Annotated in this window: 20 protein-coding genes and 1 pseudogene; 4 read left to right on the top strand and 17 right to left on the bottom strand. The window is 41.3% G+C overall.

Features of this window, described 5'->3' with window-relative positions; all coding sequences use genetic code 11:
- Positions 1–208 precede the first annotated feature (208 nt).
- The 4 genes from NST45_RS12635 to NST45_RS12650 form a co-directional block, all read right to left on the bottom strand.
- Entirely contained in the window at positions 209–754 is a 546-nt protein-coding gene (locus NST45_RS12635) for a CueP family metal-binding protein (RefSeq protein ID WP_076105660.1), read from the bottom strand.
- A gap of 212 nt (positions 755–966) precedes the next feature.
- On the bottom strand, positions 967–1,833 hold the full coding sequence (locus NST45_RS12640) for an SDR family oxidoreductase (protein WP_339825810.1): 867 nt from the start codon (positions 1,831–1,833) through the stop codon (positions 967–969).
- Positions 1,834–2,029: 196 nt separating this feature from the next.
- A complete protein-coding gene (locus NST45_RS12645) occupies positions 2,030–3,781 on the bottom strand; it encodes a HAMP domain-containing sensor histidine kinase (RefSeq protein ID WP_339825812.1) in 1,752 nt (583 codons plus the stop codon).
- Positions 3,778–4,533 (bottom strand): response regulator transcription factor, encoded by a 756-nt coding sequence (locus NST45_RS12650; protein WP_036677929.1) that lies wholly within the window; start codon positions 4,531–4,533, stop codon positions 3,778–3,780. Before NST45_RS12650 ends, NST45_RS12645 begins: the two co-directional genes overlap by 4 nt.
- Before the next feature lie 191 nt (positions 4,534–4,724).
- Between NST45_RS12650 and NST45_RS12655 the strand changes: the two genes are divergently transcribed.
- Positions 4,725–5,756, top strand: a complete 1,032-nt coding sequence (locus tag NST45_RS12655; RefSeq protein ID WP_339825813.1) for a M23 family metallopeptidase — start codon at positions 4,725–4,727, stop codon at positions 5,754–5,756.
- 113 nt (positions 5,757–5,869) lie between these two features.
- Positions 5,870–6,457 (top strand): annotated as a pseudogene (locus NST45_RS12660) (TIM barrel protein).
- Positions 6,458–6,501: 44 nt separating this feature from the next.
- Here the strand turns inward: NST45_RS12660 and NST45_RS12665 are convergent.
- From NST45_RS12665 to NST45_RS12710, 10 genes are all read right to left on the bottom strand, one after another.
- Positions 6,502–6,822 carry a hypothetical protein gene (locus NST45_RS12665; protein WP_076134909.1) on the bottom strand — a complete coding sequence of 107 codons (321 nt, stop codon included), beginning with the start codon at positions 6,820–6,822 and terminating at the stop codon, positions 6,502–6,504.
- Between the two features lie 84 nt (positions 6,823–6,906).
- A complete protein-coding gene (locus NST45_RS12670; RefSeq protein WP_036677937.1) occupies positions 6,907–8,127 on the bottom strand; it encodes a GNAT family N-acetyltransferase in 1,221 nt (406 codons plus the stop codon).
- Between the two features lie 94 nt (positions 8,128–8,221).
- Entirely contained in the window at positions 8,222–9,589 is a 1,368-nt protein-coding gene (gene nhaC / locus NST45_RS12675; RefSeq protein ID WP_076222563.1) for a Na+/H+ antiporter NhaC, read from the bottom strand.
- Positions 9,590–9,803: 214 nt separating this feature from the next.
- Complete coding sequence (locus tag NST45_RS12680; RefSeq protein ID WP_036677941.1) at positions 9,804–10,430, bottom strand: HAD family hydrolase; 627 nt, start codon at positions 10,428–10,430, stop codon at positions 9,804–9,806.
- Positions 10,431–10,488: 58 nt separating this feature from the next.
- Positions 10,489–11,970 carry a DUF4179 domain-containing protein gene (locus tag NST45_RS12685; protein WP_036677943.1) on the bottom strand — a complete coding sequence of 494 codons (1,482 nt, stop codon included), beginning with the start codon at positions 11,968–11,970 and terminating at the stop codon, positions 10,489–10,491.
- 17 nt (positions 11,971–11,987) lie between these two features.
- On the bottom strand, positions 11,988–12,485 hold the full coding sequence (locus tag NST45_RS12690) for an RNA polymerase sigma factor (RefSeq protein WP_036678355.1): 498 nt from the start codon (positions 12,483–12,485) through the stop codon (positions 11,988–11,990).
- Positions 12,486–12,651: 166 nt separating this feature from the next.
- On the bottom strand, positions 12,652–15,036 hold the full coding sequence (locus NST45_RS12695; protein ID WP_339825820.1) for a polyprenyl synthetase family protein: 2,385 nt from the start codon (positions 15,034–15,036) through the stop codon (positions 12,652–12,654).
- A gap of 76 nt (positions 15,037–15,112) precedes the next feature.
- Positions 15,113–15,883, bottom strand: a complete 771-nt coding sequence (locus tag NST45_RS12700) for a flavodoxin family protein (protein WP_076099278.1) — start codon at positions 15,881–15,883, stop codon at positions 15,113–15,115.
- Between the two features lie 166 nt (positions 15,884–16,049).
- On the bottom strand, positions 16,050–16,616 hold the full coding sequence (gene cysC, locus NST45_RS12705; protein WP_038570909.1) for an adenylyl-sulfate kinase: 567 nt from the start codon (positions 16,614–16,616) through the stop codon (positions 16,050–16,052).
- 35 nt (positions 16,617–16,651) lie between these two features.
- Positions 16,652–17,731, bottom strand: a complete 1,080-nt coding sequence (locus tag NST45_RS12710; RefSeq protein WP_076099280.1) for a saccharopine dehydrogenase NADP-binding domain-containing protein — start codon at positions 17,729–17,731, stop codon at positions 16,652–16,654.
- 128 nt (positions 17,732–17,859) lie between these two features.
- Between NST45_RS12710 and NST45_RS12715 the strand changes: the two genes are divergently transcribed.
- Entirely contained in the window at positions 17,860–18,945 is a 1,086-nt protein-coding gene (locus NST45_RS12715; protein ID WP_076099281.1) for a helix-turn-helix transcriptional regulator, read from the top strand.
- Between the two features lie 78 nt (positions 18,946–19,023).
- Here the strand turns inward: NST45_RS12715 and NST45_RS12720 are convergent, their stop codons facing one another.
- Entirely contained in the window at positions 19,024–20,547 is a 1,524-nt protein-coding gene (locus NST45_RS12720) for an MDR family MFS transporter (RefSeq protein ID WP_076099282.1), read from the bottom strand.
- A gap of 276 nt (positions 20,548–20,823) precedes the next feature.
- Here NST45_RS12720 and NST45_RS12725 point away from each other — a divergent pair, with 276 nt between their 5' ends.
- Positions 20,824–21,246, top strand: coding sequence for a MarR family transcriptional regulator (locus NST45_RS12725; protein ID WP_169744822.1), 423 nt, complete (start codon positions 20,824–20,826; stop codon positions 21,244–21,246).
- Between the two features lie 81 nt (positions 21,247–21,327).
- On the opposite strand, the gene NST45_RS12730 is transcribed toward NST45_RS12725, so the two are convergent.
- A complete protein-coding gene (locus NST45_RS12730) occupies positions 21,328–21,669 on the bottom strand; it encodes a DUF1801 domain-containing protein (protein WP_076099283.1) in 342 nt (113 codons plus the stop codon).
- Between the two features lie 287 nt (positions 21,670–21,956).
- Positions 21,957–25,493 carry a discoidin domain-containing protein gene (locus NST45_RS12735; protein WP_076099284.1) on the bottom strand — a complete coding sequence of 1,179 codons (3,537 nt, stop codon included), beginning with the start codon at positions 25,491–25,493 and terminating at the stop codon, positions 21,957–21,959.
- Positions 25,494–25,497: the final 4 nt, after the last annotated feature.

Consider the following 25,497-nt stretch of genomic DNA (forward strand, 5'->3'; position numbering starts at 1 on the left):
ATAAGAGCTATGCAGTCCGATAAGCTTGAAAAATGCTGCGAAAATCTAAAATAGCTGCAATAGAGTCCGATACGATGGACATTTGGCGAAAGTCCGACACAGAATACATCAGAAGGAAGATCAGATTGGACTATGAATAACGACTTCGACATCGCTTAAGAAACATCCTCCTGAGCATTCGCTTTTCAAGTCTTCTCTCTGCAACTTTTTAGATACTTTCTGCCAATTGCATAGTGGTAACACATGTATTATCACTCTTAAAAGTGGAAAGCTCAGATTTTGCTGCTTTTCCATCCTGCTCAATGGTTACGTTATATTGTTTGTCCCGGGGTAACCAAAGATCAATAAATCCGTTAGATAGCGATTTCATTTCTTGATCCACAATCACATTGCCTTCGCTGTCTTCGATATATACTTTAAACTCATCATCCGTTAATTCCCCTTGGCAGCCAGTCAAGCTATGTGTTGCGCAAGGATGCGTATTCTCCACATATGGAGCTATAGAAACAAAAAACTCATCTTTAGGCAAGTCGTAAGTTTTCTCTTTATTGTTACTATCGGTTACAATAAGTTGCTCAGAAGTGATAGAAGCGGACAGGTTTTCCATACTGCTTGAACTATATTCTTGCACTAATTGCTTAATGTCGGTTGTATCTTGTGCTGAGGGCGTATCCTTGTCGATACCTCCCAATAACAAATACGCACCTAATGCAACAACCGCCGCTCCAGATACCAGCAAGATATTTCTTTTCATTTGTAATCATCTCCTTCGCTTATTCGCCAGATTATGTACTCTCTCAGAGTATCTTCCATTTCTTTTAGTATAACTAGTTAAACTAAACTAACACAATTATGAACAAGGCAAAATAGTGAAAAGTTATGTATTTGATTCATCCTCTATCAACACAAAAAAAGGCCTCCTCACTGGTTTTTCAACCTCGAGGAAGCCTTTTATCTTTTATATTATTATGCTTGTAAATTACCGACCATAACACGAATGACATCCGCAAGAGGAGTAGCTGAACGTTTCAGCAGTTTCTCTAAATCGCTACTTTCAATATTAAGCCAACCTTCACGAATACCACGTTGTATAGCTACAACTATTGGAAGCGCAGCTTCTGGGACACCCACCTCCGACATGGTCTTGGCATAAGCCTCGTCGTCAACCTGGATTACTTTGATTTCTTTACCGATTACAGTGCCTATGATCTCAGTCAATTCCTCTTGTGTTAAAGGTTTGCCAGACAATTCATACACTGTGTTCTCATGTCCGTCACCTGTCAGAACATTTGCTGCAGCTTCTGCATAATCTCCGCGTGTAGCCCAGCCAACTTTACCGTTCCCTGCTGAAGTCACCCATGGGGCACCTGCTAGAGCGCCTTGAATGGAGCCGATCTCATTCTCCAAATACCAGTTATTACGGAGGAAGCTGTAAGGAATGCCTGTTGCGCGAATAGCTTCTTCGGTGATGCGGTGAACTTCAGCAAGAAATAGTTCACTCTTGTCTGCTTGTCCTACACTTGTGTAGGCAATGAAGCCAACGCCTGCTTTTTCCGCAGCAACAACAGCTGCTTTATGTTGACGAATCCGGGTTTCATTATCACCATCTGCGGATACAATTAATAGTCGATCCACACCGGCAAATGCTGATTCCAGCGTCTCAGGTTGATCAAAATCACCATGACGGACTTCTACTCCACGCGCCTGAAGATCACTTGCTTTTTCTGGGTTCCGCACACTAACTACAAGATCACCTGCGGGTACAGTTTTAAGTAAAGCTTCTATCACCAATGATCCGAATTGACCTGTTGCTCCTGTTATTGCTATTTTCATTTTTACTTCCTCCTCAAATTAGGATGATAAATTTATTTTTAACCACTACCTGTAACTATTGTAGTTACAATCAGTTTAGATGTCAACTTATTTATGATCCCAACTCCGGCTGGATAATACACAGAAGAATTAAAAAACTATATTCACAACAAAAAAACCACCGTCATTTCCGTTAGGAAAAACGCTGGTTCTATGATCAGCTCCATATCAACTTAATAATGGTCCCTTGTCCAGGGCTACTCTCAACAGCAATCCTGCCCTCCATACATTCGATTAATCCCTTGGAGATCGCCATGCCAAGGCCGGATCCGTTGGAGCTAGATACGGTGTCCGTTCCTCGATAATAACGTTCAAATAGACGGTTAAGTGTGACTTCATCCATTCCATCGCCATCATCGGAAAATTGAATAGTAAATCCACTGTCCTCATCATTCATAGTAAGCGAAACCGTTAAAATCGTATCTGAGGGGTTATGAAGTAAAGCATTCGCAGTCAAATTGTTGACCACCCGCTCTAGCCATGGAGTATACAATCGAGCTCTCACTTCGTTTGGTGCCGGCACAAATATAATTCGTTGCTTCCCGTATTCGGGATTTGCAGCAGCTTGATCAAGGGCTTGATGTAGCCAAGTGTTCAATTCCACCTCCATCAGCTCTGGTGGCTTGATCCCTGTTTTTAGCCGATAGGTCATGGCAAGATCACTAATAAGCATGTCCATATGGGCTGATTTATCCAGCATAGTCCTTGTAAACTTGCGAACTTCCTCTTTCGGCCAATCATACGAAGGCTCCGCCAGTAAATGGGCATAACCAGTTATAGAAGATAAAGGAGTTTTTAAATCATGAGTAACACCTGCGATCCATTCTTCCCTCAAATTCTCTGTTTGTTGCCGCAACGCTTGATCTCTCTGCAAATTAGCAGATAATTTCTCTATGGATACCATAACATCAGAAAAAACCCGGTATCTCCGTCTCCATTTACCTACGTGTGTTCGACTACGACGATTTCCTTTACGGTCCATAGGCTCTGTATATATGGCATTTCCAATGGAATCGAGCCATACAAGCATATGCAGCATTGGCGCTCCAAACCTATGAGCTTGCCATAAAGAAAGCAATATAAATGCAAGCAATAAAGCCGCGAGCATTGCTAATGAGCCTTTAATAACAATTTTAACCTCTTCAGGTACCCATACCTTTTGGCCTGTATCTGCTCCCTTTACGTTTGGTTGTCCAACGATCCATGTTTGGCCGGTTTGTTTATCAAAAGAAGATCGGACATGATAGCCGTAACGTTCACTGTAGAGAGTGCGTAGTGCTAGCTCTGGCACTGAGTACTTGGTGGGAATCATCTTTGGCCTATTATAGGAGAGCAGCTCCGTACCCGATGAATCAATGAGTTGAACAAAAGCCTGTGATGATTTAATTTCTCTTTCAATCGAATCAGGCAGAACCAGATCTCCATCTACTGCATCAAATGTACCTTCGCTCATTTTTTTTAACAGAGGATCTAGTATATTTGGCGCGCCATAAAGAAGCGTGAATTGTCTCCCATTTTTCTCTTGAATCCATACAGCCAGAGTATACGGAAAAGGCTGAGTCCCTGTCCAATAGGCGACTACTTCACCCGGTCCATATTGAATTGGGACATCTTTTGGAGTGTTGTAGGCACTTTCAACTTTTCCATTTTCATCGATGTTTTGCAGCCAGCCCTTATTCTTCTTCACTTGCTCCAGCAAGCTCGGGGAAAATTGAATCCCCTTCTCATCAATTTTGGAGGATTCAACCAGTTGCTCTAAGCCAACATTAGCAAAATCACGCGTAATACTGATATCGAGAAAACGCAACAGCATCCAAGTAAACGTTACTGCTGCAATAGCGAGAACAACCATTCCCGTAATAGCTAGCTGTAGAACGAACCTTAACGTTAACCGGCGTTTGATATTCATGGCATGGACAACTCCTGGCGGTCTACCTTCACCAGCTTATAACCAAGGCCCCTAACGTTAACAATAAATTTTGGATCGGACGGGTCTGCTTCGATACGTTCTCTAATTCGATGAATATGAACCATGACCGTATTATCATCACTCAGTGCTTCATCGCCCCATACTTTCTCATATAACTCACTTTTGCTGAAAATCTGATTGGGATGTTTGCATAGGAAGACCAGCAGTTGAAATACAAGTGCCGGACAAGCAACAGACTGACCCTCTACCAGGAGTTCTCCCGCTGTCTCATCTAGCTTAAACCTTCCGTAATCATATACATTTGCAGATTTATGGGGGACTATTTCTACACTCTTGCCAGTAGCCTGTTGGTTAGCAGAAGCAAAATATCTCCGCAGCTGTGCTCTTATACGAGCCACCACTTCAAGCGGGTTAAAGGGCTTAGTGATATAATCATCTCCACCTATAGCAAAGCCCGTTAATTTATCGAAATCAGACGTCCGAGCAGTCAGAAAAAGAATAGGAGCATCCGTCGTCTGCCGGATAAAAGGGCAGATTTCGATGCCACTTCGTCCGGGCAGCATTACATCCAGCACAATTAAATCATATTTTTTGGATTCACAGGCACTTACTGCTTCTTCACCTGTTTGCACTGTATCTATATTGACGTAGCCTTCCTTACGCAGCACTGTCTCCATAATGTCTAAAAGTGATACCTCATCATCAACCAATAAAATTGAAGCCTCATTCATATAAATTTTCCCTTTCACAATAGACGTTTTTATCATCATAGCATGATTTTTTTGGCTAGCAATCTTACTAATCTTAACGGAAGCTTAATTCGTATTCATTAAATAGCTAGTAAATTATGTAAGTGTTAATATAGAATTTCAGAAGAGCTAAGGATAGACTGCTACAATCGTAATACTGGGAGGCGATATATATGAACAAAAAACCTAAAAAAATCATTCATAAAGTTATTTTGAATACAAGAACTGTCTTGGCTGTAGGGTCATTGTCTTTATTAATGGCTGCCTGTGGAGGAGAGAATGCTGATGTGCCGACTACTGAAAAGGCGGAGCAGACAACAAACCCGGCCACAGCTGCCATTCTGAGCGGATTTGCTCCAGATGAACTATCAAAGATTCTACTGGACGGGAAGTATAAGGAGTTGTATGCCCGCTTTAACCAGCCTTTAAAAGATGAAATAAGTGAAGCAGAATTAGCAGAGACAGGAAAAGAATTCACTAAGGGTATCCATACATTGGAAAAGGCATCGACCATGCAGCTTAATGGATTTGATCGACGCACATGGGTTAGTGATGCTGGCAATAAGGGGCTCGTCGGGATGTTTGATCCGGATGGGATGATTACATTAATTCAAGTTCAAGAGTTTATCCCTTCTCCTGAAACCGACAATGTACTAAGTAAACATGAATACGCGCTGCCGTTTGAGGGGGATTGGTATGTGTTTTGGGGTGGCGAGAATGTGCTTGTGAATTATCATTATGAGTTAGAAATCCAGCGTTACGCTTACGATTTTATCCAAACCAAAGATAACTATTCCTATAAAGGAGACCCACTAAGAAATGAAAGCTATTATGCCTTTGGCAAAAACATTCTCGCTCCAGCGGACGGCACCATTGTATCGGTTGTGAATGACATTAAAGACAATGAGCCAGTTGGGGTCATGAATCCGAATCAAGCTACCGGAAATATCGTTGTCATTGATCATGGCGGGGAATATAGTCATTTGGCGCATCTCAAACAAGGGTCAGTTACTGTAAAACCGGGGGATAAAGTCGAAAAAGGGGAGGTTATTGGCTTAACAGGTAATTCTGGTAATACGAGCGAGGCCCATCTACACTTCCAAATCTCAGATGGAGCTGATCTATTCACTTCCCGGGCAATCAGAGTTAAATGGGAGCAAGATTTAAAACCAATTCAAGGCGAGACTATTTTCGCCGCTAATTAGCGCTAAATTCCGGGTCGCTAAGGTTGTCTCTCATAAATAATAGATCAGATAAGACAACCTTGATCTTCCCTAAAAAACTTCCTGTATTCTGAGGAAAGGAAGTGTCAACCCCGATGTCTTTACTCCTAGGCTCTCATGTGTCTATGACCGGAACAAAAATGCTCCTTCGAGCTAGTGAAGAGGCAGCTTCTTATGGAGCGACCACCTTCCTTTTTTATACCGGAGCCCCACAAAATACACGCCGCAAACCCATTGAAGCTTTGAATATTGAAGCAGGACATGCTCATATGAGAGATAACGGTATTTCTAATATTATTGTACACGCTCCATTTATTGTTAACTTAGGAAATACACTTTCGGCACAGGTCTTTGAGCATAGTATAGAGTTTCTTCAATCAGAAATCATAAGAACAGAAGCTTTGGGTTCAACCCAAATCGTCCTACATCCTGGCTCTCAAGCCGGCATCTCTCGGATCGTGGAAGGCTTAAACGAAGTGCTAACAGATAAACGAAATGTTCAGGTTTCATTAGAAACTATGGCTGGAAAAGGTAGTGAATGTGGAGTCTCTTTTGAATAACTTCCAGCTATTCCCAAACTCCTAGAGACTCCCTCCATCGGTGAAAAGAAATATGTAAACGCACCCTATAAGCATGAGATTTCCTTGTTAAGGGGAGAAACAGATGAGCTGGTAAAAAAATAAAAACCGCCAATTACGCGGTTTTTTATCTGTGCAGCCATGATCGATTATCCTTTAGTAGGATCACTGGTCACTATAGATGCATTTACCTGGAGTTTTTTTAACGAGTTTTTCTTTGCTGTTAATTCTTTGGAAAGATCAGCTTGCAGGCGATTCATGTTTTTAATTTCATCGTTAAGCTTTTTGATTCGCGTCATTTTACTGCTCAAATCTGTGTGAGACTTGCTAAATTTCATATCCTGTTCTAATTGATTAATTTTGAATTTGGATTTTTCCTTTTTGTTCTTCACGTTTTTGAGCTTGCTCTCTACCTCTATGATTTCTTGTTCTAACCTTTGGATCATTGGTTTGGTGAAATTAATCGCCATTCTTACACCCCATATCATTTAGTGTTGCCGAGAATCAATTCTACTATAAAAGAACAAAAAAGCACACTCATTAGAGTATGCTTTTTAAAAATAATCAGAGAAATAAGGATGTTCTGGCCTGATTAACCCTTCCAAGAACTGAACTGTTGCTTCATCTGCCTGGATCCGACCGATCCTAGCCAAATAGGTAGGTCGCTTATAGCCCATTAACATCGTGGTTAAAGTAGGAATGTCAATCAACAAGGAAGGGTTAGTCCCTCCTGCGTGCAAAACACCTGTTCCATCTTTATCCACATTAAGTGTAAATGTACCCCGGTTCCATTCCAGCATCGGATCACTCAAGGTGAAGATAAGGCAACCCTCTTTATCCTGTTTTTTAAACGGATACTGTTCGATAAATAATTGCACATCCACTATCCGGGCCATAAAATAAGGAGCAATGGTTTCCTTGATGTCACCATCATCTAAAACGAAGGAAAGCGGCTCCCCTTTATAAATATCCCCTTTGACAAGAGTAATCATCGAAAAATGTGCACTTATAAAGTTCCATAATCCCACCCGAGCTTCTTCGTTGATATAAACCATTTCTTTGATATAAAAGATCTCCTCAGCAACCCAATACAACAGATACCCTGTGGGCAAATCATCATTGTTATAATAGATGCCTACCGTCATTTCATCCAGATCCCAGCGTAAATATTCTTCCCAAGCCAACTTATTTCGAAGCATAGCTCCATGATGCTGCATGGAGAACTGATCATATATCTCCTTGATATCCGGATGTTCAATAGTTACCCGCTCCACGTTCCCAGGAACTTTTTTAGTTTTCGGCAGCTGGGTATCCGGAACTTCAAATGAGATTTTATCGGTAATGATCTCCCAGCCTTTCCGCCTATAATATGGAATGGAATACGGAAATAGATAAGAAATTGATTGCTTGCGGCCCCGCATTTTAGTTAATGCATGCAGCATCAGCTTATTCATTAAACCTAAATTAGCATATTCGGGATAGGTTCCAACACCCGTCAGGCCACCCATCTCATAAATTCGCCCAAAAATATTTACTTGAAATGGGTATACTGCTAACTGTGAAATCAATTTATCACCATCAAACCAACCGACTACATCAGCATACTTTAGAACTGGCAGCTTCGCTTGGGTGATTTCACGATTTTCCCAACCAAAGATTTGTAAATCACGATTCGTCACTTGAAATACATAACGTAATAAATTATTAAATTGCTCTGCATGTTTAGTCTCGACATTTGCTAACCTGATTCTATCCTGCAACTTATTGCGACTCACTATCAATACCCCCGCTGAATTACCCAGATATAAATCAGAAATCACTCTTATTATTCTTTATATCCGTTCAATAAATACATTCTTTCAGAGAAGGTTAGCCTAACGAGTTCTTTTGCAGCTTCGGGATCAAAGCATACGCAAACGTGATGAATGGGCTTAACCACAGAAGGGTGGCATAAGGTATATATTCAATTACCGGTACACCTAGTGTAGCAGCGAAAAAAGCACCGCTAACTCCCCAAGGAATTAAAGGATTAACAAGGGTTCCACAATCCTCTAACGTACGGGATAGTGTCTTTGCTGGAATGCCGCGGCGATTATATTCATCTTTGAACATTTGACCGGGCAACAAAATAGAAAGATACTGTTCACCAGTCATCCCATTAACCGCAATGGATGATGCGCCGCTCATAAGCACGATACTGCCTTTACGTTTGAGGGGTTGAATGATTTTGCGAAAAAAAGCCTCTATGACACCACAATGTTGTATTAGTCCGCCTAATGATAAAGCAATCAAGATAAGTGAAACGGAACTCATCATTGATTGCATTCCACCTCGGTTAACGATAGAAGCAACGGTTTCATTGGCAATAGTACTTTCGTATCCATTCTGCATCACACTGAACCAGACACCGATTTCTGCCTGCTGCTGAATAATAGCGGTCACCAGAAGACCAGTGACAATGCCAACCATCAGTGTAGGAAGGATTGGGATTCGTTTGATTGAGCAAATAATAACGGCAAGTGGTGAGATCAACGTTAACCAGTGAATACTAAATCCATCCTGTAGAGCAAACTTAATCCCCTGAATCGACGATAAATCAATCGCATCGGCTTTTGGTGCGAACAAGAAAAAGACAGTAGTTATAATAAGCGCTGGAATCGTTGTGTACATCATATTACGAATATGTGTGAACAAGGATATACCTACCACTGCAGGTGCGAAATTTGTAGTATCAGATAAAGGAGACATTTTATCACCAAAACAAGCTCCACAAATAATCGCTCCAGCAGCAAGTGTTGGAGAAATCCCTGTCGTCAAAGCAATACCCATCAAAGCTACACCAATCGTGCTAACGGTGGTGAATGAGCTTCCAGTAAACATAGAGACGACAATTGTGACATATAACGCGCTTACTGCAAAGTAGTTCGGATTAATATAATCCATACCATAAAATAAAAGTGTAGGCACCGTACCACTCATCATCCATACAGCGATCAATATTCCGATTAGCATGAGGATAAGAATGGGCATTATAGCTGTTTGTATGCCTTTGATGATAGCAGCCTCAATATCTTTCCATGACACGCCAAATAAACCCAATAAGACTGCTGTGCCAACTGTGGTTGCGAGAAGCGGGATATGAGGTTCTGCTTTTAATAGGAAAATAGATACAAAAAGAAATGCAAGAATAAAGGCGATGATAATCATACTTTTTGAAAAACTAAGCTGACGGTCCATAACGATAGTGCTCCTTAACATTGTGATTGGGATAAAATCCGAAGAATGCGGCGCTTCCTTACTTTTAAGCTTTTAGGCTTTTGGGCAATGAAGCACAGAGGTAATATTAACGATAAGAAAGAGAAGAGTCAATGTTAAGAACATACAATGAAGGTATTTCCATTAAAAAACAGAGGGCAAAATGCCGCTCTGCTTTATATTCATCCTATTCACTTTACAATTGCAGCTTTAAAATATCCTGCGGAGTTTCAAATTTATATTTCGCGGGAATATGCTCATGCTGCTTGCATCCCCATAAAGCTAATCCAAAATCGACACCAGCATCTCGTGCACATTCATAATCATAAATCGTGTCCCCTATGTAAATAGATGATTCAGGGTTTGCTTTTGATACTCTAATAAATTCTAGCAAGGGGTCTGGATGTGGCTTATGCTTTGCTGTATCTTCTGCGATAACGGTATATGATAAATATTTAGTTAAGCCAAATGGAACGAAATCGTCATTTAGCTCATCTCTTGTCTTGGAAGTCACAATTCCTTGAACGATCTCTTTTGACTGTAATGAACTCATTACATCTACAATTCCGTCAAAGATGTTAATAGTATCATAGAAATCTTTCATGTAAACATTCCATCTCTCATTGCCCTCATGAATATCTTCGATCCCAAGTTGCGGTAATGAAGCTGAACCTGGAATACCTAACACAAAATTAAGCTCTGACAATTCATACTCTTTGTTGTGATCCACCTTTAACATCTTTTGCAGAGAACTCAAAACAGCAATTTCTGTATCAATTAAGGTTCCATCCACATCAAAGATTACAGTGTTATATTTACGCATAACTACCTCCTATAGGATTACAACAAATACAAGATTATTAATCGTTAAGCTTAATCTATTACTTAGAAAATAACTCTACGGCTTGCGTATCCATAATCGGATTGATATATTTCTCTAGCGTAATCGTTAGTGGTTGAGGATAATCTTTCGCTCCCTTTCCAAAAGTATAACGCATTTCATCCACGGCTGTACCATCCTTTGAAGTCATGTAGCCACCGAAGTTTCCTGCCGAAGTTGTTTTGATTGCTCTTTTATGCACATTTCCTTCCGCATCAGTAAAAGTCTCAGCAAGTCTAGTGTAGTATTTTAAATATTCGGCATCAGTAATTGTATGCCGTAACAAGATCTCTCCTTCATCTGCATAATTCTCTTGCGTTGGAGCAACAAGCTCAAGGCCGCTTCCCGGTGCTTCAATGATTTGCTGCTTATTGAGATCGACAACAATTTTCATTTTATTTTTTTCGACTGCCGAGATACCAAAGGTTTTTAATGAAACGGTGTCTGGCTGATGCTTTAGGCCGCTCTGGCTGTTCCTGAACACCAGCGTAAACTTGGTGTTGTCCGAATAGACTTCAGAATTGTCAGAGTTGACGATGTCGGGGTAAAATAATTTTTCGGTAGCACCCCCATTTGTACTAATCAGAACTGGATTAATCAATTGGAAAATTTGTTTATCATTGTTCAGATCATACTCCAAATCTGCATAGGTACTAAGCGGTGTATATTGCACTAGATTCACTTTAATCTTTTGCCCGTCAACTGTCAGCGTTTTATCCGTTTTTAGAATTCTTTCCTGTGCTTTGAGCATATCAGGATTAAGTTCGAAAGCAACATCCAGATTAGTCCGGTATTTATTACTACTGGATTGTAGCGCCTTATCTGAAGTTTCAGTGAGAATGACATTATAGTTTACTTCCTTTGGATATTTAATCGTTGGTGAAAGACTAGTGGTGTATATAAAATCCTTAGACTGGCCTGGTTGAATTCGGTTATCGCTGGCAAGCATACTTAGTGCAGCACCTTTATGTAGATTCGACTCCTGTATGCCTTCATATTGAAGCGCAAAATCCGCATGTATAACTTCTTTGTCTGTATTGTTCTGAACACTGTATAGAATATACACCTTCCTTCCATCTGTTACTGCACCAGTTACATCCACTCGGTACCCTTTGTTTTCCGCGCTCTGACCCACCGGCATCACGAGATTCTGTTCCAGAGCACTTGCAAGTGCTGGTTCTAACCTTGAAAATGAGCGATAAGCTGCAAAATCATCTGTATTTTTAGGGCTGGCGGTTTGAACTGAAGGTTGGGCCACTTCCTTGGCCGGCAATCCGATTGAAGAGTATGTAAATAATAGGGCTACGGCTGCAGCTGCAATCACTCCCAAACCTGCGGTATAAACACGGCGTTTCTCACGTTTTTTTCCTTCCATAATTCCCTTTCGCATCGCGTTATAAATTTTCATTTCCTGTAAAGTCTCAGTATTCTGATTCATTTCATCAACATTTTTCTGCAAAATACGATCTTCTTTATCTGTCACTCTGTTCACCTCCCATATCACTTCAGCACATTACGAAGCTGTTTAAGTCCCTCACGTAACCAGGTTTTGATTGTACCTTCTGGTTTTTTTAGCACTTTTGCGATTTCGATTGTAGTCATGTCATTGTAATATTTAAGAAGTACCACATGCCGATATTTGGGCTTTAACCTGTTCATAGCGCGTTCCAGATCAATCCGGTCGTTGCTTTTCATTTCCTGAGTGGCAACCTCTGCTAGCTTCTCCGTAGGAATCACTCGTTTTTTTCGTCGTAGTTCATCCATACAGCAATTGATCGTAATTCGAATCAACCAAGGTGTAAATGACTGTTCATCTTTAAGCTTCTTACGTTTCATCCAGGCCCGACATGAAGCCTCTTGTACAACTTCTAACGCGTCCGCTTCTGTTCGTAGATAACTATAAGCGACGGTGTACATTTTCCGATGCTCCACATACAGGCGTTTAAAGAAAACTTCCTCATCCATACGGGCAAAATCAACCATTCTGACCTCGTCCATCGTCCTATCCACCACTCACTACACCCCCTCTTTTTTTGTCAGTGTCGGTATTAGGATAAAGTCATCGTTCTGATGTTCTTATAAGTAAGACGGAGCTGAACGTAAAAACGATTGATTTTTTTCATAAAAAAGTGCTGGCAAAGATGCCAACACTCCATTTTTATATTTATCGATCACGATTAACCATATAATTCAATAGATGTTTTAAAAAATTGATATTGCGGGGGATCTCTTTTAACGCCTCCATGGCAAGACAATAGTGCTCCCACATCTCTTTTCTAGCACCTTCTGAACCCAGAATGGATACAAACGTTGCATTGTTATTCTCAACATCCTGCCCTGTCGGCTTACCTAGTAATTGTAAATCCCCTTCCAAGTCGAGTAAATCATCTTTAATCTGAAAAGCAATCCCCGCATGATAAGCGAATTTCTTCAAATCTTCAATTTCTGTCTCCTTAACCTGTGCAAGAATCGCTGGCATAACTAGTGAAGCTTCGAACGCAATGCCCGTCTTATAGAAACAAATCATATTTAATTGCTCTAGCGTCAATGCTTTTCCTTTAGAATTCAAATCCATCGCTTGCCCCATGCAGGTATCTTCCGCCTTTTGAGCTGAATATTGCATTAAAGCAATTACGGATTTAGCATCGAATGTATGAAGGGATGCCTGTTCCTCAATCGACTTCTGAATTAGAAAGAGTCCTGTCAATTCCGCCGTAGCGCTATTATACACCTCATGTAGAGTTGAACGGCCTCTTCGAGTGGGGGCATTATCCTGAGAGGGCAGATCATCGAAAATTAAGGATGCAGTATGCATATATTCCAAAGACCTCAAAAGCGGCACAATTGCTGCGCTGTCTAATCCGTATTCGTTCACACCCATAACCCAAGTCAGGATAGGTCGTATTCGCTTGCCATCACCCTCTAAACAATAATTGGCTGCATCAATTAACATTTCTTTCATAGCTGGTGTCCCAACAGGTTTATTAATCGGCAATTGATTGTTGATTTCACCACGAACCTTTTGAATCGTATTGTGAAAATCCACCTTTTCCTGCTTGTTGTTTTTTAAATTCGTAAGCAGTTGATCTCTTAGTAGTTTGTCAAAAAAATCCACATCATCAGCTTTCAACACCATTTGCTGCACGAGATGATTAAATTCGGGTTGACCCGAAGCAAAGATCTCCATAATCTCTTTATACTTTTCAGTACCCACACGTTCTTTACAACGCTTCAAACCGTTAATTGCTCGATCTAGAATCACTTCACGGGTTTTGGCATCGGAGTGATATACGGAATGGATTAGATGAGAGATGACGGTCCAGTATAATTCAAAAGGGTTTATCAAATCTGAACGTTGATCACGGTATTTCAGAAAATAGGTATACGGCGTTACCGCTCCCTCTTTCATATCGTCAAACATATCCGCAAAATCATCAGCCAGTTGATTGTAAAGACCATAATAAAAAGTACGTTGATCAAATCCATCATCTGTAGGAGCACTAATAACGGATCGGACAATTAAACGGGAAGAAGAGGATTTTAAGATAATGGGGATATAAAGCTCTTCATTGGTGTATTTAGCGTTGGAAAGTTCCTTAACACGGTCCAGCTCCTGAGATTGAAAAAACACAAAGGATTGCTCGAAAAATATGTTCTGCATTTCTGGACGTTGATAGCTTTTAATATATTCGAAAGCTTCACTAAGCTCCGAATGTACGTATCGAATGAATTCCATGTTCTCTCCGGACCATTCTCCAAGCTCAGGCACAGATCTAGTAAGGATAGCGTCGCGTATCATGAGGGAATATTGCTCTTTTTCTTGAAGCGTTAAGACACTGGAATCGAGAAGATCATCAATAAAAGGGTAAGTCAGCCCATAAGAATAACCAAGTCTAATGGCTTCACTAAGCTTCTTAGAACGTTCCAAAGGTGGGGTACTCTCCCCCATTTCCTCCATTACATGCAGAATGACCCCGATAATGATCTTAATTAACTTACGCTGCGCTTGTTCGGCATTCATTTCCTGCGGAATATGGGTTGATACGTTCTTTAGCTTGTCGATCATCCAGATGGTGGCGGTCTCGACGCCTTCTTTTTGCGCCCAGCGATATACTCCTGCCAAGCTCATAAATTCCGATTGTTCTCTTATCATTGTTGAACCGTCTGGGATCAATTGAGATCTAATGTCAGCAACCATTCGCTTAATCCTGTTTTGTGTGTCAGGAGAATCCAAGGCTTTGCCCAGATCTCTCATATATAAATAGGAAACGCTCCGATCTAAATAATCATCCAATTTACCGGAAAGATTCAGCCACCCTATATACTTATGATAATCCTGAGAATCAGGTTTCCTCTTCCCTCTAGAGAAAAAGGACAACCATGAGCGGCGATGAATATGATGTTTTTTCCATAATTGAATATCTTCAGTCAGAGTAGATACATACGTTTTTTCTTTGAACTGCATATGCAGTGAAACAAAATACTGAGCCGCCCTCTGCTCGGCTAGCGAATAGGCTGAATCGGCATGATCGGTTAAATTTACATTCATAGGTGGATTACCTCAACTTCTCTTTTGGTTAATTGTCGGTCATGTTCATATCTTATACGGAGAAGTGTCTTTATGGTTACGAATTCTTAGCCATTCGTTTCCCAATAAAGTCAAAGATCAGACCCGCTGTCCTTTTTATAGGACCCAATGAAACAGGATAATAATAACCCGACTCAAACCAGCCTTGTTCTTTGTAATAACGATAATCCCTGGAATGATCATCAAGCATTGTTTTTATACTTGTACGTGACATTCGAAACAGCATTAACCTGAAAAATGAAGGAACCGGAGTCTTAGGTGACATGAGGTCCTTATAGAATCTTTCGGAGGCTTTCTTAATTTCTCTCGTCATTTTTTTCTGCGCAACTTCTGTTCTTGGTTCCAAAGTAGTCAAGACACAGCCTTTTGTGACTTGAAATCCGAAATTCTCGCCCATATTACTAAGATATTTTTCAATTTTGTTGCCTCCAAAGATCCCCTGATTGACAATAGCCGTGAAGGTTTTTCCGAAGAAACGAGGTCTATGAAATACAAAGGCAAGCCGATCCAAGAGGTTCTTCATCGGTGCCGATACATGAAATGCATAATTAGGGGTAGCGAAAATAACCCCGTCAGAATGAATCATTTTCTCCATCAATACATCACGATCATCCTTTAGTGGACAATACTCCTCACCTTTATTGAAACATATCTTACAGCCCCGGCAATATTCAAGCCGATAATCTTTTAAAAAGACATACTCAAATTCAATATCACCATATGCTTTTAAATTATTGCCAAATTCACAAACCGCTTCAAAGGTCGCATGCTTTTGCTGATTCCCAATAAATGCAGTAACTTTTTTCATTTGGAGTCCTCCATATATCGCATATTTTGAATAATCCCGATAAATATGAATGAATTTATTTTTGTTCATTCATATTGTAGCACCTTGATTCCCTTTATGCGATAAAATTCCATTTGAGAATGCAAAAAAAGAAGCCCTACTTAATTAGGCTTCTGTTAACTTCCCACTATATCTTTTTAGCGTAATTATGTGTAACAAAATCAACTAGCAGATTCACACTGCTCTCCATATTGTAAATCTCTGTGTCAACTGTCAATTCGGCATGTTTAGGGGGTTCATAAATAGCATCAATACCTGTAAACTCACGAATTTCACCTTTTCTAGCTTTCTTATACAACCCTTTAGGATCACGTTGTTCGCAGGTTTCTAATGAACATTGCACATAAATCTCTGCAAACTCGCCAGACTGAAAACGATATCTAATCGCTTCTCTAGCAGCTGAAGAAGGTGAAATCATCGGGACAAGCACTATAAAGCCAAGGTCCAAAAACATAGACGCTACTTCGGCCGCGCGCCGCATATTTTCTTTACGATCCTCTTCTGAAAAACCTAAATCGATATTTAAACCTTTTCTTAGCTGGTCGCCGTCGATCACAGCACATCTTATGCCTTGCTTAAACAATTCTTTTTCAGCTTGTTGTGCTAGTGTACTTTTTCCTGAACCTGATAATCCTGTGAACCAAAACACGCCCGCTTTATGACCGTTCAACAGCTCCCAATCTTTTCTATTCATTCTATGACGCCCCTTTCTATATGATTAATATTATACTAGTTTACCGCAGTCTTGAGAGAAATTGCTGATCCTAATTCCTTCTGTATATACGCTATATCAGTCAGCTGCTCAATATGGTAAACTCCACCTGGGGGTGGTGAATCATATAGATGTTTTGCTACTGCCGCTGTTACTTTTGCCGTAATGATAGATTGATTCTTTCCTTGTAATAAAAAATCCGCATGAAGTAATTTACCTTCTAAATTTCTTCCACTTGCCTCAACCTTAATAGCGAACCCATCATCCCCCAAATGCAGCCGCCCCATAGCACGAACAATTAAATTCTTCAGCCAGCCTATTTGCAGTAAGCGAACGGCTCCTGTTTTTTTCGTTATTGCCAGTATTTTAGTAACCATAGCTGAATCAAGACAAAATCGTGTGGAGATAGACGCTGCTTTCAGTGTTCTGCTCAGTGTCTGTTGATCTGAGAATGGAAAACGGTAAGCATATCGATTACCCATCTTATCACCAAAATGATATAACCTTCTGTCTGTAAAGCTCTCCACCTCAACCTGGCGATTACCCTGCTTCACTTCGAACTTAGCTGCTAAACTGTCGACTGTCCATTCTAGCGCCGCTTTGCCATGAGAATCACCTAGTCCGAGCATAATTGCAATTTCTATCTCCTCGATCTGATCCATCTGCCGCTCTGCTTCAAGGGCCAGGAGATTAGTGATGCCGGGAGCAAGTCCTACACTTAAGACAGCACTTGACCCATTATCTTCAGCCTCTCTCTTGTATTTCTCAATTTCATTCAAAAACAAACCGTTCGCAGATACATCCACATAATGAATACCGCTTCGAAACACAGCTCTTACAAAATCTGTATCCGTTTGATCTAAGCACATAATGATTAATTTAACTCGTTCTAACTTATCAGTAGGTAAAGGTTTATTAATATCCACCTGCATCGGCTTAATTTTCCCATCAGTTGCTTGACTGAATTGCTTTGCTTTTACAAGGCTTCGCCCTGCAGCATATACCTTTCCAGGATATTTTTTCTCTAAGATTTCACAAATGGTACGCCCTACATGGCCATATCCACCGACGACTACAATATCTTCTTTTCTCTGCATTTTATCACCGCATCCTATATAATAGAAATAATTAAGAACCATTCTCAATTATACGGATATGGTTTACATTCACTATCCCATAAATGTGGGATACCTGTTTTTATACTCCATGACTAGAGGGCTGACCTATGAAAACCATAAGACAACTTAATCATATTAAACAACAAATCATAAGGTTAGGTGCTGTTTCTGATTCTTCACATAGCTACCGTACTTCATTACTGTCGATTTTACGCGATGCTGTACCCTTTGATGCTGCCTGCTGTACCCATGTTGATCCACGTACACTACTCTCGACAGGTGCAGTTACAGAAGATAACGTGGAATCCATTCACCATCACTTGTTCCAGATCGAATACGGTGAAGACGATATTAATCCCTATGAGCAAATGGTTCATAGTAAAATGCACGTAGCTACTTTATATGAAGCAACCGAAGGGCAGCCAGATTTGAGTGCTCGCTATCAAAAGGTACTATCTCCGGCAGGATTTGAGGATGAATTACGCGCTGTACTTGTTCATGGAGATGCGTGTTGGGGGTATCTGACACTTTACAGAAAGTCGGGTCAGCCTGTATTTTCGCGGGAGGATTGTGAGTGGATAGCCTTAATGCTTCCTGAGATTGCCGCAAGAATGCGGGCTTTCAGTCTTGAGTTGCCTGAGAGAAATCAGACTTGGCTGGAAGAAGATTACGGTTCCGGAATTGCTGTCCTTTCTGATCAACTAGTGCTCCTCTCCTCCAATCCTACAGCAGACCGCTGGTTAGAGAAACTTCGTTCATTAGAAAAAATTGATCACCATATCCTGCCACGTCCAATTCGGGCGGTGAGCACACAAGCAATCAATAGTCCCTCTGAATCTTCGGGGATGGCTAAGTCCTGTATCCGGATGTCAGAAGGACCTTATCTAGTGATCCGGGCTAGCCGGCTTCATGCATACGACGGTCAGACGCAAATCGCTATTTCATTCGAGCCTGCACGTCCAGCAGATATGCTTCCTATCATTGCAGAAGCGTATGATCTGACGAAACGGGAACAGCATTTACTTGAAGGAGTAATTCGTGGATTATCTACTAAAGAATTGGCTGCTGAGTTACATATTTCTGCTTACACGGTTCAGGATCATTTAAAATCCATTTTCGCTAAAGCAGGTGTCAGCAGCCGTAGAGAGCTTATCTGGCATTTACATTCTCGATATAGCATTTCAGAGAAATAGGATCGCCGAGCTTCTTATCAAAAAAGCCCAAGCCTTTATTAACAAAGGACTTAGGCTTTTATTTTATCTTTTATTTCCTTAATGCGATGCCGTAAATTCTTCCAGCTCAGAAGCAGGATCAAACTTCTCCCTGCTCATCACAAATGCCGCCATTAGAGCTATAACTGATGGAATAATCGCCCAAGCAAAGGTATGAACAAGAGAAGAAGATAATCCTTCGGTGATTTTATCAAGAACCTCAGAGGGAATTTTGGCCCGTGTGTCGGGAGTCAAAATTGTACTTGGATCACTTAGATTAACACCTTCTGGTGCCGCGCCTCCTTTACTGAACATGGAAGTTAATTTATTCGAAAAAATGTGACTTTGAATAATACCAAATACCGTAATACCAAGTGTCATTCCCAGCTCCCGTGTGAAGCTAAGTGTCGAACTTGCAGAACCCCGTTGTCTTGCTGTAAATCCATGAATCGCTGCATTGCTTAGAACAGAAAATGATGAACCTATGCCAAGACCCACCAGAAACATAAAAATAGTGACCATAAACCGGGAGGAGTCTGGTGTTAGTGTGGTAAGCAGAGCAATACCTGCAACAAGGAGTACTAACGTAGAAATCATGATCGTGCGATAATTAAATTTAGAGAGCAAGAATCCTCCGCCAGCAGCAGTGATAACAGAACCAATCATCATCGGAAGTAGAACAAGCCCCGAATTTGTGGCAGACCCGCCAAGAACCCCTTGAATATAAATTGGAATGTACACCGAGGCTGTAATAAATGCCGCTCCGCTAAATATCGCCATAACATTACTCGTAGAATAGAGACGATTCTTGAACATGCCAAAGGTAATGATAGGCTCTTCTGCACGACGTTCGATAACAATAAAACCAATTAAAAACACAACAAAAGCCATAAACAATCCCAGAATCATTGGCGAGTCCCAAGCGTATTTCTTACCCCCGAGCTCAATCGCAAACATGAGACAAAGAATTGAAGCTACTAGTGTAAAAGCCCCAAGATAATCAATTTTCTCTTTGGAATGCTCAACAGATTCTTTGTAGAAGAAAGCGATCATAAAGAATGCAATAACACCAATGGGTAAATTGATATAAAAGACCCAAGACCAATGAATATAATCCGCTATATAAGCGCCAATAAGGGGACCGAAAATACTGGAAATACCATAGGCAGCACCGAATAACCCACCGATTTTCCCCCGTTTCTCCGGGGCCACTACATCGAACATAATCGTGAATGCGATAGGAACGAGTGCCCCTCCACCAATACCCTGAATCGCCCGATAAATACTAAGCTGGACAATAGAATTTGCCGTACCACATAAAGCTGAACCAATCATAAAGACAATAATACCGAAAATAAAAAATCGCTTACGTCCATACATATCCGATAATTTACCGAAAATCGGCATACCCGCCATCTCAGCTATCATATAAGCGGACGTAACCCACATCAATTTGTCAAAACCGCCAAGGTCACCTACAATGGTTCCCATTGCGGTTGCAAGTATAGTATTATCCATTGATGCCATAAGGGTGGCCAACAATAGAGCTACTATAATAACCCCAACTTTATTTTTCTTTTCCATGCTCCTTTTTCTCCTCCACTTTTCCCAAATGTTTAGTTCTGCTCTAATTGTTAAAGGATTGTGCACAGGCTTCATTCCAAACCACGTGATGTTATACCCTTTGCAAATTAGTGAATAATTCGATAAAATCAAGACAATTAATTAGATGTTCATCAAGCATCTTGTTTATTAATTATCTTGACTATCAAGATATAAACATTTTAAAAGGAGGGTCCTCTTTTGTCAAGAGATCGACACAATCAAGTTACAATTCAGCAGGAAGACTTAACTTTACGCATGCGGGGCCTAGGCAGCCGAACGGTTTTGTACCAGCAAAAAGTAGCAACTTCTTTAGGGTTATACAATAACGATTTTCTATCTATAGATATCCTTCAGGAAAAAGGTCCTATCACCGCCGGCGAGCTATCCAAATTAACTGGACTTACTACAGGCAGCATTACCACATTAGTTGATCGACTTGAAAAAAACGGCTTTGTTCGCAGAGAACATGACCCAAATGACCGTCGTAAGGTGATCATTGTCCCTTTATATGAGAATAACGAGGTTGGAAATGCCTACCTTCCTTTGCACACTAAGATGGTTAAACTGGCGTCTTCCTTTACTGAGCAGGAGCTTGAGTTGATAACAACATTTTTAGGCAAAGCAAGTACCATCCTGGAAGAGCAGATTCATTATCTCAGCACTACAACTAGTAACTAAAACTGTATAATCATCAAAAAAGGACGATATCCCATGAAGTCAAATGACTTTGAGATATCGTCCTTTTAATATAAGTATGGATCAAAGAGAAGCTGAAGCTTGAGCAACTAAAGAGACCAACTGTGCAGAATCAAATGTGTCTCCTTTTCGAAGCTTTAAGGTTTTCCTTTCAGGTGGTCCCTCAAATGCTCCCTCTGGAAGCGTTAGCTCGGTTGTATTAAAGATTACAAAGCTGACTGCGTCTTTTGATATCGAGATGGCCGCAGCGTATTTTCCATTTTTCAAAAAATGAGGTTTCTTATACTGAATACGTTCCTGCACATCCGGTATAGCCAGATGAACAACCTCACGTAGTGAGGTGGACAACTCCACCTGCCATGATTCTTTTAGCGCTTCAATAAAATCGATTACTTCCTGATTCATTTTTCATCTCTCCCTTTAAGTAATTAAATGGTTTGCCTGAATAAGCGCAGTAAGTTGTTTAACAAAATCAGGAGGTCCTTTGAGATCCGACGCATCTGCTATGACGAACATGATGATGAAATCAACACATCTGCAAAAGATTTTCAAAATTTAATAGTTTAAATTCCCTTACATTAATTTCTTGTTCATGTAGTCATTATCCTTCTTGCAAATTAGAGATATTAGCTCGTTACAAGCTAAAAAGGGAAAAGCTCCTAAGAGCTTCTCCCTCAACCTCGTACATAAAATTAATGAATCGTTAGATTAAAACCGCTCTGAATATAATTCAGATTCGGATAAGCAATGTTGGAAGTTGTCAGGTTATTAAAGGTTGCCGCACCATTGCCTGTATAGGTGTAAATAGCTGCACCTTTATGTGGACCTGAGAACCGTGAAGTTGTTATTCCATCAAGTCCTGTACCGTTAATATTGATGTTGTTGAACACGATGTTCTCGAATCCACCACCATATCCAAATTGAATCGCATCACGCTGGGTATTAATGATGTCTATGTTGTTAAATGTAACGTTCTTGATAGCATCATTTGATGCTTCAAGATCAATTGCGCCACGTTCACCCCCATAAAGATCTTTACTCGTGCCACTGTTAATAATGGTTGTGTCTGAGAAAACTACACCCGTATTATTCTGGAAATGATAACCTGGAAAAACGGTATTCATACGTATGCCGGAACCACCAACTGTATCAATGATATAGTTATGATCAGCCTTATGACCACTTCCTCCAAAGAAAGCAATCGCTGCCGCACGCCAGTTATTCTCAATGGTGTTATACGAGAAGGTATTATTCACACCAGCAGGTGCACCATTTGTGTTACTGGTCCATACTGCAAGACCATCGTCACCATTATTTCGCACACTGCTATTGCGTACAATTGAATTGCTAGTACCTTGCGAGAAGTTGATGCCGTCTGCAAGATTGTTCCGAATCCGACTGTTTTCAACTACCAGCCCGTTAGCATAAATCGCAGGTGTATGAGCGTAGTCGCCTACCCACATTCCGCATTCAAAATGCTCTACCCAGACATCATGGATAATAGAGTTGGTTCCAAAGTTATCCATAAAACCTTTGTAAATTGCATTTTGCCCATAACGTGAGCGCAAATTAGAATTCATATATACATTACTGAAATCTAGCTTACCTGTAATACGGAGTGAAATACCACCGCCCGCAGCATTAGGATTGGTAAACTGAATATTGGTGTGCCAGAGACCAGCACCAGTAATAGTGAGGTTATTGATCATATTACTAGCAGAACCAATCTCCCACATACTGCTAAGATTAAAGGTTCCTGCTGGAATATAAATAGACTTCCCGCTTGCCACGGCTGCATTTACAGTAGCTTTAAAAGCTGCCAGATCATCTTGTCCGTCGTTTGCCACAGCACCGTAATCTGTTACAGATACGGAGTTAGCTGGGCGGGCAATTGCTGTTGGAACAGATTCAATTTCAATGAAATCCACACCATATTCCAAGCTATCTCCATTGTTCTTCTGGATTCGAATCTTGTCCCCAGGTTGGAGGGGTGTATCCATCTTCCAGTGAACTTCATCAAAACGGAATAGTGGACGTCCTGCACTAGGTGTATCGCCAGGCATATCACCTGAGAAATACTGCCAGCTGTAGTATGAGGTTAAGGAAACTGTTTTTACTTTCGCTCCATTCACATACACATCCAGTGAACCATTCAATCCCATCCCATCTGCAGAGTCAGGCATTGTAAATCTCATCGTTACACCTGCGCCGCCTTGACCCTGTCTGACCGTCCACTCTAAGTTCGAACCATTCGAAGGAAGAGCTATATAACGCTGGCCAGAAGCTTCAGAAGCGATTAATGCTTGATCAAAGGTTGGCGCCGATTTCAATGTCGCGCCACCCCCGAGAGTAGCGTCCTCGGTATCATATCGACTATACGGCATGCTTGCACCACGCGCAGCATAGACAACGAGATTAGAAACACTTACATTATTCGCTTGCTTGGCAGCTATCTCATTAGCATCCACTTCAACAGTAGTGGTGACTGTGTAGTTACCATTAATCGCTGTCCAAGTCCCTGGAATCGCAACATTAACTGATGCCCCCCCTGCTAAGGCACCGTTATAAGATCCATTATAGGTTTGAATAGTGGAACCCGCAGAGTTTTTAAGAACAACGCTTATACCATGTGAACCACTTGCAGTGGTGACGGTTCCTTGATTCTTAAGATTTACATTGAACGTTACATTGTTATTAGCAACAGGATTACTTGGTGTCCATGTAACAGTTCCCACTAAGTCAGAGCTGGACACTGGAGCGATAATAAGTGACGCTGGGTTCGTGTAGCTGTTATTCGCTTCATTTTGTTCGATAACTAGGTTATCTTCATCAACTTTGGCACTAACTGAATACGTTGCTGCAGGCTTAACTCCTGCGGTAAGTGTCATCGATGCTGTTGTCGATGCTCCAGTTGCTAGTACACCTACCGGAGCTGAGCCTACAAGCTCATTATTCAAATAGAAATTAACAGTAGTAGCTGGAGAGCTGGCATTGCCGATATTCTTTACGATTGCGTTCAGCGTAATCGCATTAGACTCAACCGGATTCGTTGGTGACCAGGACATGCCAGTAATCACCAAATCCGGATTCGGAGCTGGAGTACCGTACACTTCTAATTCGGCGATCTGTCCAGCTGGAGCACCCGAGTTGGCAGTAATATTAAGCTGTAGACGTTTGACAGTTGCGGTAACAGGAATGGTTACTGTATTTCCTGAAGCTGGATTAAACGAATACGATTGTGCTGACACCAGATTTCCAAATGTCGTTGTGTTTTGATTGTGACCGAGCACTTGAATCGTTTGGGTACGTGCTCCCCATGCAGCGGCTGGATTTAACTTTAGAACGATTGAGGAAACGTTGTAGTTTGACCCCAGGTCAAGTATCAATGAACTAGGATTACTGCCACCTTCCCAGTATGTGTTGGTGTTGTTGTCATTAGCATTTGCTGCCACAAATGATTGCGTATTAGAGGATGCGGTAATCGATTTGCCAAACGCGATATTACTGCCCGCAACAGGCGTAGCCGTTGGCGTTGCTGTCGGTATGGCTGTTGGCGTTGGTGTGACAGTTGGCGTTGGTGTGGCTGTTGGCGTTGGTATGGCTGTCGGTGTGGCTGTTGGCGTTGGCGTTGCTGTCGGTATGGCTGTTGGCGTTGGTGTGACAGTTGGCGTTGGTGTGGCTGTCGGTGTGGCTGTTGGCGTCGGTGTTGGTGTGCTAGCTCCATAAATTTCGAATTCAGATACTTGCGCTGCCGGCCAACCCGTATTGCCTGTTACATTCAGGCGTACATAACGAGTGCTGGTTGCTGAAAAATCAATCTTAACGGTGTTCCCTCCTGCTGAAGGATTGAACACATAATCAGCTGAACCAACAATGTCAGTGAATGTAGATCCATTTGTGCTGCCTTGAACGGCGAGTGTTTGCGTACGCGTCTCCCAGCCCGTTGGCAGCTTCAATACGATTTGGTCAATACTTGTCTCTGTACCAAGATCAACTTGGATCCATTGCGGAAATGCATTATTGCTGCTTTCCCAATACGTCTCTTGATTGCTGTCTTTCACATTGTTTGGACTATACGTTTGTGATTGACCGCTAGCCGTTACAGTTTTGCCCAGCGTCAAATTCGCGCCACCAGAGGCACTAACAAATGTGAACGGACCCGCTGCCAGGTATAAACTTGAAATCAACAGGGTTACTACAAGCGACCATACGACATACTTGTTGCGCATTATA

This window comes from Paenibacillus sp. FSL R7-0163 (assembly GCF_037969975.1).
GTDB lineage: Bacteria > Bacillota > Bacilli > Paenibacillales > Paenibacillaceae > Paenibacillus_AQ > Paenibacillus_AQ odorifer.

What these genes read in the sequence shown, in the direction of transcription:
- NST45_RS12635 (WP_076105660.1), bottom strand. Translation starts at nt 754, where the DNA reads ATGAAAAGAAATATCTTGCTGGTATCTGGAGCGGCGGTTGTTGCATTA.
- NST45_RS12640 (WP_339825810.1), bottom strand. Translation starts at nt 1,833, where the DNA reads ATGAAAATAGCAATAACAGGAGCAACAGGTCAATTCGGATCATTGGTG.
- NST45_RS12645 (WP_339825812.1), bottom strand. Translation starts at nt 3,781, where the DNA reads ATGAATATCAAACGCCGGTTAACGTTAAGGTTCGTTCTACAGCTAGCT.
- NST45_RS12650 (WP_036677929.1), bottom strand. Translation starts at nt 4,533, where the DNA reads ATGAATGAGGCTTCAATTTTATTGGTTGATGATGAGGTATCACTTTTA.
- NST45_RS12655 (WP_339825813.1), top strand. Translation starts at nt 4,725, where the DNA reads ATGAACAAAAAACCTAAAAAAATCATTCATAAAGTTATTTTGAATACA.
- NST45_RS12665 (WP_076134909.1), bottom strand. Translation starts at nt 6,822, where the DNA reads ATGGCGATTAATTTCACCAAACCAATGATCCAAAGGTTAGAACAAGAA.
- nhaC (WP_076222563.1), bottom strand. Translation starts at nt 9,589, where the DNA reads ATGGACCGTCAGCTTAGTTTTTCAAAAAGTATGATTATCATCGCCTTT.
- NST45_RS12680 (WP_036677941.1), bottom strand. Translation starts at nt 10,430, where the DNA reads ATGCGTAAATATAACACTGTAATCTTTGATGTGGATGGAACCTTAATT.
- NST45_RS12690 (WP_036678355.1), bottom strand. Translation starts at nt 12,485, where the DNA reads ATGGACGAGGTCAGAATGGTTGATTTTGCCCGTATGGATGAGGAAGTT.
- NST45_RS12695 (WP_339825820.1), bottom strand. Translation starts at nt 15,036, where the DNA reads ATGAATGTAAATTTAACCGATCATGCCGATTCAGCCTATTCGCTAGCC.
- NST45_RS12700 (WP_076099278.1), bottom strand. Translation starts at nt 15,883, where the DNA reads ATGAAAAAAGTTACTGCATTTATTGGGAATCAGCAAAAGCATGCGACC.
- cysC (WP_038570909.1), bottom strand. Translation starts at nt 16,616, where the DNA reads ATGAATAGAAAAGATTGGGAGCTGTTGAACGGTCATAAAGCGGGCGTG.
- NST45_RS12710 (WP_076099280.1), bottom strand. Translation starts at nt 17,731, where the DNA reads ATGCAGAGAAAAGAAGATATTGTAGTCGTCGGTGGATATGGCCATGTA.
- NST45_RS12715 (WP_076099281.1), top strand. Translation starts at nt 17,860, where the DNA reads ATGAAAACCATAAGACAACTTAATCATATTAAACAACAAATCATAAGG.
- NST45_RS12720 (WP_076099282.1), bottom strand. Translation starts at nt 20,547, where the DNA reads ATGGAAAAGAAAAATAAAGTTGGGGTTATTATAGTAGCTCTATTGTTG.
- NST45_RS12725 (WP_169744822.1), top strand. Translation starts at nt 20,824, where the DNA reads ATGCGGGGCCTAGGCAGCCGAACGGTTTTGTACCAGCAAAAAGTAGCA.
- NST45_RS12730 (WP_076099283.1), bottom strand. Translation starts at nt 21,669, where the DNA reads ATGAATCAGGAAGTAATCGATTTTATTGAAGCGCTAAAAGAATCATGG.
- NST45_RS12735 (WP_076099284.1), bottom strand. Translation starts at nt 25,493, where the DNA reads ATGCGCAACAAGTATGTCGTATGGTCGCTTGTAGTAACCCTGTTGATT.